This is a genomic window from Treponema sp. UBA6852, assembly GCA_002449305.1.
Classification (GTDB): Bacteria; Spirochaetota; Spirochaetia; order Treponematales; family Treponemataceae; genus Treponema_D.
Genome location: DKDI01000009.1, coordinates 69,460 through 82,841 on the forward strand (window position 1 = coordinate 69,460; position 13,382 = coordinate 82,841).

Annotated in this window: 11 protein-coding genes; 4 read left to right on the forward strand and 7 right to left on the reverse strand. The window is 41.3% G+C overall.

Features of this window, described 5'->3' with window-relative positions; all coding sequences use genetic code 11:
- Positions 1-97: 97 nt before the first annotated feature.
- Together argS and B3209_RS02615 are read right to left on the reverse strand one after the other, a co-directional pair.
- On the reverse strand, positions 98-1,927 hold the full coding sequence (argS, locus tag B3209_RS02610) for an arginine--tRNA ligase (protein WP_296664375.1): 1,830 nt from the start codon (positions 1,925-1,927) through the stop codon (positions 98-100).
- A 313-nt stretch (positions 1,928-2,240) separates the two neighbouring features.
- A complete protein-coding gene (locus B3209_RS02615) occupies positions 2,241-3,302 on the reverse strand; it encodes a glycosyltransferase family 4 protein (protein WP_296664373.1) in 1,062 nt (353 codons plus the stop codon).
- A gap of 421 nt (positions 3,303-3,723) precedes the next feature.
- Between B3209_RS02615 and B3209_RS02620 the strand changes: the two genes are divergently transcribed.
- Genes B3209_RS02620 through B3209_RS02630 form a run of 3 tightly spaced genes read left to right on the forward strand, consistent with a single transcriptional unit; the run spans position 3,724 to position 6,055 of the window.
- Positions 3,724-4,563 (forward strand): Mrp/NBP35 family ATP-binding protein, encoded by an 840-nt coding sequence (locus B3209_RS02620; protein WP_296664371.1) that lies wholly within the window; start codon positions 3,724-3,726, stop codon positions 4,561-4,563.
- Positions 4,560-5,063, forward strand: coding sequence for a C-GCAxxG-C-C family protein (locus B3209_RS02625; RefSeq protein ID WP_296664369.1), 504 nt, complete (start codon positions 4,560-4,562; stop codon positions 5,061-5,063). The genes B3209_RS02620 and B3209_RS02625 overlap by 4 nt, the downstream gene beginning before the upstream one ends.
- Complete coding sequence (locus tag B3209_RS02630; protein WP_296664367.1) at positions 5,060-6,055, forward strand: tRNA-dihydrouridine synthase family protein; 996 nt, start codon at positions 5,060-5,062, stop codon at positions 6,053-6,055. Before B3209_RS02625 ends, B3209_RS02630 begins: the two co-directional genes overlap by 4 nt.
- A 205-nt stretch (positions 6,056-6,260) precedes the next feature.
- Here the strand turns inward: B3209_RS02630 and B3209_RS02635 are convergent, their stop codons facing one another.
- The 4 genes from B3209_RS02635 to B3209_RS02650 all read right to left on the reverse strand — a co-directional run bounded on the left by B3209_RS02635 (position 6,261) and on the right by B3209_RS02650 (position 11,017).
- Positions 6,261-7,193 (reverse strand): cation diffusion facilitator family transporter, encoded by a 933-nt coding sequence (locus B3209_RS02635; RefSeq protein ID WP_296664365.1) that lies wholly within the window; start codon positions 7,191-7,193, stop codon positions 6,261-6,263.
- Positions 7,194-9,860, reverse strand: a complete 2,667-nt coding sequence (gene leuS / locus B3209_RS02640; RefSeq protein ID WP_296689746.1) for a leucine--tRNA ligase — start codon at positions 9,858-9,860, stop codon at positions 7,194-7,196.
- Positions 9,861-10,003: 143 nt separating this feature from the next.
- Positions 10,004-10,447 (reverse strand): flavodoxin family protein, encoded by a 444-nt coding sequence (locus B3209_RS02645; RefSeq protein ID WP_296664362.1) that lies wholly within the window; start codon positions 10,445-10,447, stop codon positions 10,004-10,006.
- Positions 10,448-10,513: 66 nt separating this feature from the next.
- A complete protein-coding gene (locus B3209_RS02650) occupies positions 10,514-11,017 on the reverse strand; it encodes a DNA-deoxyinosine glycosylase (protein WP_296664360.1) in 504 nt (167 codons plus the stop codon).
- Between the two features lie 146 nt (positions 11,018-11,163).
- On the opposite strand from B3209_RS02650, the gene B3209_RS02655 reads away from it, so the two are divergent.
- Positions 11,164-11,964, forward strand: a complete 801-nt coding sequence (locus tag B3209_RS02655) for a hypothetical protein (RefSeq protein WP_296689748.1) — start codon at positions 11,164-11,166, stop codon at positions 11,962-11,964.
- Between the two features lie 150 nt (positions 11,965-12,114).
- On the opposite strand, the gene B3209_RS02660 is transcribed toward B3209_RS02655, so the two are convergent.
- Positions 12,115-13,382 (reverse strand): tetratricopeptide repeat protein (locus B3209_RS02660; RefSeq protein WP_296689749.1); only part of this gene is annotated, 1,268 nt, incomplete at its 5' end.

Genomic DNA, 13,382 nt, shown 5'->3' on the forward strand with positions numbered 1-13,382 from the left:
AAACATCGCAGGGTCAAGCCCGATAATGACAGTAAAATATAAAATTCAAAAATTCCACCCGCATAAATTGCTATGCAGGCAGCATTTTTTATGCGCTTTACATTCTTTCCAAGTAAGGAACAAGAACAAGTTCCATTCCGCTTTTTAAAACAGTCAACGTGCATTGCGCAAGAGCAAGACGGGCTTTTGCAAGACGTTCATTTTCAGAAGCAGTTCCAACAATCGGGCAGTCACGGTAAAACGCGCTGAAACTTTTGCTTACATCATAAAGGTAAGAAGTCATTCCGCTTGGATCTAAAGTTTCCGCAGATTTTTGAACAACAGAAGGAAATCTTTCCAAATCCTTTATCAAAGCCCATTCGCTTTCCGCAGTTAAAAGTGAAAAATCCTCTGCCAAAACAGAAGGCTCAAGTCCCTGCTCTTTTGCCTTGCGTAAAATAGAAGCAATACGCGCTCCCATGTACTGAAGATAAGGTCCCGTGTTTCCGTTGAAACTAAGCGATTCTTCCGGATTGAAAAGCATATCTTTTACAGGCGCAACATTCAAAAGGTAATAATCCAAGGCAGCCAGCGCAACTTTTTCAGCAACCTCATCAGGATTTCCAACAGAATTATCTCTGCCACGCTCTTCAATTGCCTTTAAAGCCTGCGCATGAAGATTGTCAATCAAGTCATCGGCATCTACAACAGTTCCCTCACGGCTTTTCATTCTTCCGCTTGGAAGATTTACAAGTCCGTAGCTCAAATGGAACAGTTTTTCAGTCCAGCTGAATCCAAGCTTTTTCAAAATATGGAAAAGAATTTTAAAGTGGTAGTTCTGCTCGCTTGCAACAACGTAGACAAGCTGGTTAAACGGCCAGTCATTGTGGCGGCTGATTGCAGTTCCAATGTCCTGGGTTATGTAAACAGAAGTTCCGTCTTTTCTAAGAAGAACTTTTTCGTGACTGTCTTCATCTTTGCCTTTTCCAACAACATCTGTAACGTCAATTCTTACAGAGCCGTCGGAAGCTTTAAAGAACACGCCTTTTTCAAGTCCCTTTAAAATTTCGTCTTTGCCTTTTAAATAAGTGTCGCTTTCAAAGTAAAATTTGTCAAAAACGATTCCTGTTCGCTTGTAAGTCTCCTTAAGTCCGTCCAAAGTCCAGCCGTTCATTTTCTGCCAAAGCTCGCGGACTTCCTTGTCTCCCTGCTCCCATTTTACAAGCATTTCTTCCGCCTGCTGAACAGCTTCCGGGTGCTCCTTGGAATACTTGTCAAACTCAACATAGCACTGGCCCACAAAATGGTCTCCCTTCATTCCAAGAGATTCCGGAGTTTCGTTCTTTGCCTCGTGGAAAAGCTTATACGCCAGCATGGATTTGCAGATATGGATTCCGCGGTTGTTAATAAGATCAACTTTAAAAACTTCCGCGCCTGCTTTTTTTAGAATCCGGCTAACGCTTTCACCAAGAGCGTCATTGCGAAGATGTCCAAGGTGAAGCGGCTTGTTTGTGTTTGGAGAAGAAAATTCCACCATAATGCGCTGACATTCAAGAGGCTTTTTCCCTGCTGAATCAAAAGAGCCGTAATTTTCCCCCTGCGAAACAATCGAAGCCAAAATTCCTGAAGCAGAAGCAGCTTTATTGAGCTTTACATTCACATAAGGACCGGCAGCGTCAAATTCACCAAGAGAAGCAAGAGACGCATCGTTTCCCGCAGATTTTTTAAGCGACATAGCAACTGCGGCGGCAATTGCAGGAGGAGCCATTCTGAACATTTTGGCAAACGGAAACATCGGGCTTCCCAAGTCTCCCATTTCAGGGCGAGGCGGATTTTCCACGCGAACAAGTTTTTCATCAATTTCATGGCAATCTATTTTATTTTCAATTTTAAACTGATTTACAGCATTCAATACAGCGGATTTAAACAAATCTTTTTGACTTAACATAGTTTTTCCTTAAAAATTTTCTTTGTCCAAAAAGCAAGCGGACAGCGGTTTATTTTTAGAGAGTATAACAAAATAAGAACAAAGTGAAAAGCATGGGAATTTTGAAGAAAAATGAACACTCATATTAAGTTTCATTGCCGTGTTTGACACAGCACTCCCATAGATTATCGGGTCAAGCCCGATAATGACAGTAAAATATATAATTTGAAATTCCTGCTCAAACAAAAGAAGCATTCCTATTAGAAGAGGAAGAACATTCCGCTTAAAAGAAAAACAACGTTCCGCTTATAACAGGAAGGGAAAAAACACTGGATTAATGCTCTTCCATTGGATGATCTTGAAGATGACCTGTCTTTCTAAGATTTACAGAATGATTAAGATAATGGAAAGTAATAAAAACAAGCTCAACTATAGCCAAAAACAGGCAAAGCTCGGCAGTCGCAACCCTTACAGTAAGTTTGTATGAAATTAAAACTGAAAAGCAAATAAGAACTTGAAGACATAAAAGGAATGCAATTGTCGCGCATCGGGAAAATCCAACGTTCAGCATTTTGTGGTGAATATGGGATCTGTCCGCACTGAAAATAGAACGGTGATCGCGGAGTCTTCTCCAAGTGGCGGCAATAACATCGGTAAGCGGAATGGATGCAATAAGAAGCATTATGAGCATCTTGTTGTACTCAAAGCTTGGAGACTCTTTGTAAATAAGCGGAAAAACTGCAACCGCAAAGCCCAAGGTCTGGCTTCCTGAATCCCCAAGGAATATTTTTGCCTGAGGCTTGTTGAAAACCATAAAGCCTGCTATTGCGCCCGCAAGAATAAAATAAAGAGAAAATGAATCAGTTCTAAAAATCAGACTTAAAAAGCCAAGCGTTACAATAGAAAGAAATGAAATTCCAGAGCAAAGCCAGTCAATTCCGTCAATTAAATTAAAAGCATTTACGCAGACCAAAATCCAAAAGAAAGTAAAAACCTTTCCCAAAACAGGATTTAAATTAACAAAGAATATTTTACTGATTCCAACAGGACTAAGCGCAACCAAGAGAGCCGCAGCAATTTGAACTAAGAACTTAAACCGCGCATGAAGGTCAACAAGGTCGTCAATAAATCCAAAGGCAAATATCAAAAGAAGTCCTAAAAAAGCCTGCCAGGCAAAATTAAATGCGCCCTTTTGAAAAAGACATACATAAATTCCTGCGCAAACAAAAAAAGACACAAAGACTGCAACCCCTCCTAAACGAGGAATGTTTCCACTGTGAATCTTGCGAGGATCTATTTCATCATAAATTTCGTATCTTTTGCAAATTTTTATTATGAACCAAGTCATCAAAAGGCTCAAAACAAAAGTCAGCAACGAAGCATAAAATATCAACAAGCACCCCCCCCCACTAAAAAGTTCATTTTTACTACTTTTTACTGAGAGTGAACTATAAACTAACATTTTTTTATATTCACTTCAATATACCCACTGTATATAACATATATTATTATTGCATACAGGGCAAACACATTATAAATAATTTAAGTAAAGTTTGTGCGAAGGAACGGTTCGTGGAGCAAAAATACTCTGATTGTTGCGACCGCATGAGCGGGCAATTCTATAGTTACTTTACAACAATCAGCGTGTAGCGCATTATTGCGCGATTTTGAACCACGAAACCGTGCCTGGAAGCCAGTTTTATGCTGAATACATTTATAATACCTTTGCCCTGTTATTGCATAAGCCTTTTATTGTATTTTTGCGGAAATTTGATTATATTCATTGCAAACTAAACACAAAAAAATCGAGGTGAAAAATGGCTTGTGGTGGAAGCTGCTCCAGCTGCGGAGACAAATGTGAAAAAAAGCCTTTAAAGGAAAATCTTCATTCAGGCTCTTCTGTAAAAAAAGTTATTGGAATTGTTTCTGGCAAAGGCGGAGTCGGAAAATCGCTTGTAACAAGCCTTTTAGCCTGCAAAGTAAATAAAGACGGATTCAAGACAGCAATTCTTGACGCTGACATTACAGGACCTTCCATTCCAACTTCATTTGGGCTTGGAAATGTGCGCGCAGAAAGTGTTTCAGAAAAAAACAGCGACGGAAGCGAAGGCGGATACCTAAAATCAGTCAAGTCAAAGTCAGGAATTCAGCTTATGTCAATGAATTTCCTGCTGCAAAACGAAACTGACCCGGTTGTTTGGCGTGGTCCTGTTATTTCCGGGGCAGTGCGCCAGTTTTGGACAGATGTTCTTTGGGAAGACGTTGACTTTATGTTTGTTGACTGTCCTCCGGGAACTGGAGACGTTCCGCTAACAGTTTTCCAATCGCTTCCAGTAGACGGAATTATAATTGTCTCTTCACCGCAGCAGCTCGTGCGCGTAATCGTTGAAAAAGCCGTAAACATGGCAAACATGATGAATATTCCAGTTTTGGGACTTGTAGAAAACATGAGCTACGTAAAATGCCCGGACTGCGGAAAAGAAATAAAAGTATTCGGTGAAAGCAACATCACAAAAATCGCGGAAGAATTCAATTTAAAGGTTCTTGCGCGCATTCCGATAGAACAGAATATGTCTGCCTCCGTTGACAAGGGAGAAATTGAATCTCTTGACGCACCTTTTATTGAAGAAGCTGCAAAAGCTGTAGAGTCGCTATGATTTCCGCGGAAGAAGCAAAAAAACGCGCAAAGGAAAATTTTCTAAGCGGATTCAACTGCGCCCAGTCGGTTCTTGAAGTTTTCTGCAATGAGCTTGGAATTGACCGGGAACTTGCATTAAAAGCTTCTCAGGCATTTGGCGGCGGAACTTGCAGAATGCGGGAAATGTGCGGCGCGGTAAACGGAATGCTGCTTGCATTAAGCATAAAAAGCGGTAGTTCAGATCCAAAGGACAAAGAAGCCAAAGATTCAGTTTACAAAGACGGACAAATTTTGTGCGAAAAGTTCAGGGAAAAGAACGGCTCGTTTATCTGCCGGGAACTTCTTGGACTTTCGCCGCTCGGACAGTCTCAAAGCTACCTGCGAAAAAATTCCGTGGAAGGAAAAGCAGATTCCCCGGTTTCAGAAAAAAGAACGGAAGAATACTATAAGAAACGACCTTGCCCTGAACTTTGCTCTGATGCCGCTGAGCTTTTTGCGGAATATTTGAATACAAAATGAAACTTATCTGTGCGCCAATGGCAACCTTGAGCCACGAAGCATTCAGAATTTCCGTGGAAGAATTCGGAGGCTGCGATGAATACTTTACAGAAATGATAAACGCATCTTCGCTTTTGAACATGGGACCGTTTGAAAAATATTACCTTCTAAACGGACCTTGCCCAAAAAAAATCGTGTGGCAGCTAACAGGAACTTCCGCAGAATCCTTGGCAAAGGCGGCAGAAACAGTATGCGAAAAAGGCGGTATCGGAATCGACTTGAACATGGGCTGCTCCGCCCCGCAAATCTACAAGACAGGAGCCGGAATCGCCTGGATGCTAAAGCCGCTAAATGAAACAAAAGAAGCAGTCATTCAAGTAAAAAAATCGCTGGATTTGATAGAAGAAAAAATGCAAAAACACTTCAGGCTGAGCGTAAAATGCAGGCTTGGAGATGAAAACTTCACGGAAAAAAGCTTTTTTAACTTTACAGACATGCTGACAGAAAACGGCGTTGAACTTATAACGCTTCATGCGCGCACAATCAAGGAAAAATACCGCGGACTTCCAAGATACGAGTTTGCGCAAAAACTTTCACAGCGGTATTCAAAAAAAATCAAAGTCTACGTGAACGGCTGCATAAAGGATGCCGCAAGCGCAAAGTTTGCAATTCAAAAAGCCCCGGAATCAGACGGAATCATGATTGCAAGAGCCGCCGCCGAACGCCCTTGGGTTTTCGCCCAGATAAAAAAAGAACTTGAAGGTTCCGCAGAAAAAATCAACATCGACAGAATGCAGACCGCTTTAAATTTTATAGACAATGTTGAAAAATTTCAGCCAAAGGAATTCCACAAGACACGAATCCAGCGTTTTTTTTCGTATTACTGCGCCCAGTTCGAGTTTGGACATTATTTTCAGACAAAAATGCTGAATTACAAGTCAAATGAAGAAAGCCGCAAAGAAATTTATGATTATTTTCAAAAACAGCCCCAGGAACGCTACATCCAAGTGTGAATTTTTCAGTTTCAAGGAAATTTCTTCAGGAATAAGAGATATTCCTGTATTTTTATGCATATTCTTGAAGAATACTGCATATTCCTGAGTTTTTTGCATAAATATTCAAGAATATAAGTTATTCTTTAGGAATATTAAATTTTCCACAGGAATTTAAGATATTCTTCAAGAATATTGAATTTTCCAGAAGAATTTTAAATATTCCTCATAAATTTTGAGGATTCAAGCCGAATTCTTCCTTGGGCTGATGCAAATCGGAATTTTTCGGCTCAACATGAATCACAATGTCGTAAATTTCAGGAATTTCCTTGCGTATTGCGCTTTCAACCTGCTCGCTAAGCTCGTGCGCCTCGTAAACGGAAAGCGACGGGTTAACTTCAATGTCCAAGTCAACGTCAAAACTGGAAGCCATTCTGCGGATTCTGGCCTTGTGCGGATTTTGGACACCGGGAACTGTTGCAACCGCATCGAACAGTTTTTTGTAAAGGGAACTGTCAGCGTTTCCGTCCATAAGCTCAAGGTTCATCCTTGCAAAAAGGGAAGCGGCATTTTTTATAACCCAAAGTCCCACAAGCAGCGCAATTGCCGGGTCAAGAAAAGGAAGCTTAAAAAAGTCTGAGCATAAAAGTCCTGCAAGAACAGCGGCGGAAAGCATTATGTCGCTTTTCATGTTCTGGGCGTTTGCCTTTACAATTTCGCTTTCGGCAATTTTTCCGTAGTGAAACTGAATAAAGGCAAGAAGAGATTTTCCTGCAATTGAAATAACAGCCGCATAAACCGCCACAAGTGAAGTTTCAGAGTGAAAATCATGCAGAATAAGTTTTTTTGCCGCAGAAAGAACAATTTGCGCACCCGCAAAGAAAATTATAAAAGCCAAAGCCATTGTCGCAGTCGTTTCTGCCCTTGCATGCCCCCAGGGATGCTCCTTGTCGCCCGGCTGCTGAATTATACGGCTTACAAACAAAGTTACAAGAGCAATCAGAACATCTGTTGAACTGTCAACGGCGTCTCCTGCAACCGCAAGAGAACCAGAAAGATATGCGAACAAAAACTTCACAGCGGCAAGAACTGCGTTTCCAACGAGGGATGCAACTCCTGCCACTTTGATGTAATGGGCTTTTAGGCTTGTCGCGTTCATTTATTTTGCCACGATGTTTACAAGCTTGTCTTTTACAACAATGACTTTTGCAATCGTTTTTCCGTCCGTAAACTTTTTGTAGCCTTCTGTCTGGGATGCAAGATTTTTAAGCGTTTCGTCATCTGTTCCAGGAGCGGCTTCAAATTTGTCGCGGAGTTTTCCGTTTATCATTACGACAATCTGAATGCTGTCTTCCTTGCAGAATTCCTCGCTGAACGAAGGCCATTTTTCGTAAGATACAGTTTTTGTTCCGCCGAGTTTCTGCCAAAGCTCTTCGCCAAGGTGAGGAGCATAAGGGCTAAGAATAAGAACAAAGTCTTTCCACATTTCTTTTGGAAGAGAATTGAACTTTGAAGCTTCGTTTATAAAAATCATCATCTGGCTGATTGCAGTATTGAAGCTGAGAGAAGATGTGTCTTCTGTAACTTTTTTGATTGTCTGGGCGAAAGTTTTTCTAAGCGCAACAAGAGCTTTGTCTTCAATCTTGCCTTTTATGTCGATGTCGTCCATTGGCTTTTCGCTTATGTTCCAGACTTTTTCAAGGAAACGGTTTATTCCTACAAGTCCTTGTGTGTTCCACGGCTTGGAAACAGTGAGCGGTCCCATGAACATTTCGTACATACGCACAGAATCTGCCCCGTACTTCTGAATCATTTCGTCCGGATTTACAACATTCTTGAGCGACTTGGACATCTTGGCGATAATCTGCTCAACCTGCTCGCCTGTTGACTTTTCAAAATATTTTCCGTCTTTTTCTTCAACTTCATCTGTCGGAACAAGAGTTTTGTTTTTGCGCTGAAATGCAAACGAAGTTATAAGTCCTTGGTTTATAAGGCGATGGAACGGCTCTTTTGTTGAAACTGCTCCGATGTCATAAAGAACTTTGTGCCAGAATCTTGCATACAAAAGGTGAAGAACCGCGTGCTCAGCTCCTCCAACATAAAGGTCAACAGGCATCCAGTATTCTTCTTTGTCTTTTGAGCAGAACTGTGAATTGTTTTTTGGATCAAGGTAGCGAAGATAATACCAGCATGAGCCGCCCCACTGAGGCATTGTGTTTGTTTCGCGCTTTGCTTTTCCACCGCATTTAGGGCAAGTTGTGTTGACCCAGGACTCGATTGCAGCAAGAGGACTTTCTCCTGTTCCTGTCGGCTGATAAGATTTTACATCAGGAAGCTTTACAGGCAAATCTTTTTCTGGAACCGGAACACATCCGCATTTTTCGCAGTGAACAAGAGGAATCGGTTCTCCCCAGTAACGCTGACGGCTGAAAATCCAGTCGCGGAGCTTGTAGTTTACGGTTGCCTTTCCGCATTTTTTTTCTTCAAGGAATTTTATCATTTCCTGAATTGCGTCTTTTGTGCTTTTTCCAGTGAGGAATTCCGAATTGATTGAATATCCGTCTTTTGCTGAAGTGCATTCGTTCGCCACACAGAAAATTTCCGGGTGGGCGTCAACAAGCTTTTTGTATTCCTCTGGATTTTTTGAAGCGGCCTGCAAAAGTTCTGCTCCTTTCTTTTCATTTCCGCCGCCAAGGGAAACAACGTCTTCTCTTGTAGCAATTACTTTTATAATCGGCAGATTGAATTTCTTTGCAAAATCCCAGTCGCGCTCATCGTGCGCAGGAACAGCCATAATCGCGCCAGTTCCGTAAGAAGTCAAAACGTAATCAGAAATCCAGATTGGAACTTTTGCTCCATTTACAGGATCAATTCCGTAGCTTCCTGTAAAAACGCCAGTTTTGTTTTTGTTCAAGTCAGTGCGCTCAAGGTCGGATTTCTTTGCGGCTTCTTCAACATAAGCTTCAACTGCCGCTTTCTGCTCTGGAGTTGTGAGTTCCTTGAGCATTTTGTGTTCTGGCGACATTACCATGTAAGTGCAGCCAAAAAGCGTGTCGGCTCTTGTTGTGTAGACTTTCAAATAATTTCCGCTTCCGTTTCCGTCTTTGTCAGCAACTTCAAATTCAACTTCCGCACCGCAAGATTTTCCAATCCAGTTTTTCTGCATGAGTTTTACGCTTTCAGGCCAGTCAAGCAAATCAAGATCTTCAAGGAGACGTTCTGCGTAATCGGTGATTTTTAAAATCCACTGGCGGATTGTCTTGCGTGTTACAACTGCGCCGCATCTTTCGCACTTGCCCTCTTTCACTTCCTCGTTTGCAAGACCTGTAAGGCAAGAAGGACACCAGTTGATTGGAGTTTCCGCTTCGTAAGCCAAGCCTTTTTTGTAAAGCTGAAGAAAAATCCACTGCGTCCATTTATAATATTCAGGATCGCAAGTTGAAACGCATCTGTCCCAGTCATAACTGAATCCAAGAGCTTTTATCTGACGCGTAAAATTCGCAATGTTAGCATTTGTTGTAATTGAAGGATGAGTTCCTGTTTTTATCGCATAGTTTTCAGCAGGAAGTCCGAATGAATCGTATCCCATCGGATGCAAAACATTGTAGCCGTTCATGCGCAAGTAGCGGCTGTAAATATCTGTGGCAGTATAGCCTTCAGGATGTCCTACATGAAGCCCTGCTCCGCTCGGATAAGGAAACATATCAAGAATATATCTGCGTTTTTCTTTTGGAAATGATTTGTCTTCTTCTACGCGGAAAGTTTTGTTTTCTTCCCAGTACTTCTGCCATTTTATTTCGATATTTTGAAAAGGATAGTTAGACATAAAAAGCCTCTGTAAAAAATGATGTGGCAGTATTATAGAATAAACAAAAAATATTTTCTATGGGATTTGAAATTTCGGATTTTGGAAAGGAAGCAAAAAAAATGCCTGGTCAAAACCAGACAATGAATAGCGAAGCTCTAAAATTACGCTTGAGTTATTTTTTCGTAAAATTCAAGGACTTTTTTCAAGTCATCTTCTGTAGGACAATTTTTATTTATTCCGCCCATAATTTTAAATGGCCCGTAAGTGTCAAATCCCTTGCAGAAATAAGAGCCAAGACATTTGCAGTTTTTGAGTTCCGCAATTTTTTTAACAGCATCCGCATGAGATTCGCGCGGACTTCCAGCTGTAAAAATAAAAAACACTTTTTTGTTTTCCGGCAAAAATTCAAAAGTTTTTTCAAGAATGTTTTTGTAAAATTTCCCAAATGAAATTCCTGATGCAATTCCGATAAAATCATATTCGTCAAGAGACGAAACATTATCGTTAATATCAAAAAGCTGAACATCAAATTTTTGAGCAATAGCATCGCAAAGTTTTTTTGTGTTTCCATGGTGAGTTGATTCATAAACAATCGCAGTTTTCATTTCTTCATCCTTTTAAATTTTAGTATAAAAACAAACTAACAAAAAAATATTCAAAATGCAACTTCGCTATTGAAATTCCGCGCGCCAAATTTCCGCAAGTTTTTCAAGGGAAAATGAAGCGTTGGCAGGACTTGTGGACGGAAGAGCTTTGAGCATGGAGCACAAAGTTTCATCTTGATATTTTAAAAAATATTTTGCGGCAGTTTTTCCATTGGCAAGAATTTTTTGGACACTGGAATTTTCAACGATTGATTTTATATCGGAAGGAACAACGTTTTTAATTGAGCTGTCAGATGAGCCGCAAATTGTGCATTCCTTAATTGAATCGTAAAGCGCGATTTTATTGCGCCTCAAAAAATTTTTCTTTTTTTCTGTAGACTGCGGAAGCTCCTCGCAAAAAACAAGGGCAAGCATTTTCCAAAAGCGGTTCTGCGGATGTCCGTAGTAAAATCCATTTTCCCGCGACTTTACAGAAGGAAGACTGCCCACAATAAGAACGTAAGAATCTTCGCAAAAAAACGGAGCGAACGGATGCACGATATGCTGTGGAACAAAAATATTTTTCTGCATAAAATTTATTTTCTCAGTTTTAAATTTGGTTAATGATAGGCGCGAATCTATCGTCAAGTCAATAAAAAAATTTCATGGAAGTTGCAGAATGCATTCTTTTCATTCTATAATTTCCTCGCTTGCAACAATAAAGGACGGAGAACTAAATGAAAATCAGACTTGGAAATTTTGACTGCACGGAATGTTGGGACGGCGTTTTCTACAAGAAGCTTTCGGCATTTCCAAAAATAACGGACTGGGAAATTCAGACGGTACTGGACTTCATCAACTACGAAAAACTTTACGGCCGCGAATGTCAAATCGAAGCGGGCGACGACCTTCTTTTGCAAATCGAACGGTTCAAAAGTCAAAACAAAACTCGCCTTTCCGCTCCGGCAAAAATCACCGAGTGCACCGCCTGCCCCACCTACAAAGGCTGCATGACCGATTTTGTGTGCCACACTTCGCCTGTGGAAAACGCGGTAAAAATCTTTGACTGCGGCTCGCTGCTTTCGCCTGTAAAAGCGCGGAAAATGAGCGGCGCGGAACTTGCAAAGGAGGCACGGAACGCGGCAAAAGACCCGGCGGATTATTTTGAATACATCATGTTCGCCTGGGGAAACTGCCAGGCGGGCGACCGCCTTGTAATGGAACGAAAATTGAAGCGGTTTCCGAACGAAAAGGACTTGAGCGAGGATTTTACTCCCGGTGTAAGATTTTTCTTTGACTACAAAAGACTCTGCACGCACCCGAACGCGGTTTTTGAAGGCGTTCTTCCGCTAAAAATCAGGGACGAAGTGATTTTAAAGGACTGGATTCACGCAATCGTCGTGCCAGAAAACGAGCGCGCCGCTTTGGAAAAACACATTCCGCAGAATCTTGCGCAAAAAGTCCGCTTCGTGAAAAACGACTGCAAGGACATCTGGGCTTGGTCAGAAAAAGTGTATGAGTTTATAAAAAAGATTTGAGCAAAAAAATGACAAACGAACTTTTGGAAAATCTTTAAAAACTTTACACAACGTAACGCTAGAAAGATACAGAGAAAAACAGAAAAACAAATTGCAATTACGATAACGTTTTAAAAATGTTATTTTGTGGCGCAGCAGACTGAAAAACGGCTATTTTTTCTTTTTGCTAATTTCTGCGGAAATAGTTTTTATTGCTTTTAGACCAGATTTTTCGCCGTTCTCTACCGCTTTGCCGTACATTTCGACAGCTTTTTTATAGTCTTTTTCAACACCAAAACCGTTTTCATAGCAAACTCCAAGATTGAAGTAAGCCACGCCAGAGTTGTTCTTTTCTGCGGCCTGTTCAAAACACTTTACAGCTTCTTTTTTATCTTCTTTTACGCCGTTACCTTGAAGATAGCAAAGTCCGATATTGATAATCGCCTCTTCCTCGCCGAAATTGTACGCGCTTGTAAACAATTCAAAGGCTTTTTTATAGGCCGCTTCGGTTTTGACGGTGTAATAGTAATAAAGTCCCACTTGCAGACACGCCGACGGATTTTCGCCTTTCGCACTCTTTTCAAGCCAGAATATCGCTTTTTCCCTGTCCATCTTAACGCCGTAATACCCGCAAGCATACGCCATACCGAGATTATACTGCGCGGCGGCGTTGCCGAGTTTTGCGGCTTTTTTGAAAAGTCTTAGCGCTGTCTTTTCGTCCTTTTCAAGTCCGAGTTCGTCGCCGAGATACGCTTCCGCCATTCTTTCGATTGCGTCGGGGAAATTCATTTCCATCGCCATTTCGTAATATGCGAGTGCGTTTTCATAATCTTTCTTTTGCTCTTCGCAAATCGTTGCAATCGCCCAATAAACGCCGGCATCATCCAACTCACACTGTGCGAAACAATCTAGCGCGTCGTCATACTTGCCCTTTTGGTAATAGTAGTATCCTAAATCAAGCAACGCGTCGTTCTGACAAAGGTTCGCCGCTTTTTTTAGAAAATGAATATACTTCTTCTCGTCGGGTTCTACGCCGTACCAACCGTTTTCGTATACGCAAGCCTGCATATAAAGGCTTTCCGGATCATTGTGTTTCACGCCGTCCGCTAAATACGCCAACCCTTTTTCGTAGTCGTGCGGAACAAACCTGTCGTTCAGATATACATACGCCAAATCGAAATTAAGCGAGTATTCGCCGAGGCTCAATCCCTTTTCGTACCACTCTATGGCTTTGGGAACGTCTTTCAGTTCTTCATTGTTTAAGTAGATAAAGCCTATCTTTTTTGCAACCTCTATATCTCCGAGGTAAAAAGCACGCTCGTAATATTTCAACGCATTTTTAACGTTTTCGATCTCGGAATCTTCAATCGGAGTATTGAAATAATACAATTCACCGAGAGATCTTGCCGCTGCCGCCACACCCAAATCGGAGGCTTTGG

What these genes read in the sequence shown, in the direction of transcription:
- B3209_RS02650 (WP_296664360.1), bottom strand. Translation starts at nt 11,017, where the DNA reads ATGCAGAAAAATATTTTTGTTCCACAGCATATCGTGCATCCGTTCGCT.
- argS (WP_296664375.1), bottom strand. Translation starts at nt 1,927, where the DNA reads ATGTTAAGTCAAAAAGATTTGTTTAAATCCGCTGTATTGAATGCTGTA.
- B3209_RS02620 (WP_296664371.1), top strand. Translation starts at nt 3,724, where the DNA reads ATGGCTTGTGGTGGAAGCTGCTCCAGCTGCGGAGACAAATGTGAAAAA.
- B3209_RS02630 (WP_296664367.1), top strand. Translation starts at nt 5,060, where the DNA reads ATGAAACTTATCTGTGCGCCAATGGCAACCTTGAGCCACGAAGCATTC.
- B3209_RS02635 (WP_296664365.1), bottom strand. Translation starts at nt 7,193, where the DNA reads ATGAACGCGACAAGCCTAAAAGCCCATTACATCAAAGTGGCAGGAGTT.
- B3209_RS02645 (WP_296664362.1), bottom strand. Translation starts at nt 10,447, where the DNA reads ATGAAAACTGCGATTGTTTATGAATCAACTCACCATGGAAACACAAAA.
- B3209_RS02655 (WP_296689748.1), top strand. Translation starts at nt 11,164, where the DNA reads ATGAAAATCAGACTTGGAAATTTTGACTGCACGGAATGTTGGGACGGC.
- leuS (WP_296689746.1), bottom strand. Translation starts at nt 9,860, where the DNA reads ATGTCTAACTATCCTTTTCAAAATATCGAAATAAAATGGCAGAAGTAC.
- B3209_RS02625 (WP_296664369.1), top strand. Translation starts at nt 4,560, where the DNA reads ATGATTTCCGCGGAAGAAGCAAAAAAACGCGCAAAGGAAAATTTTCTA.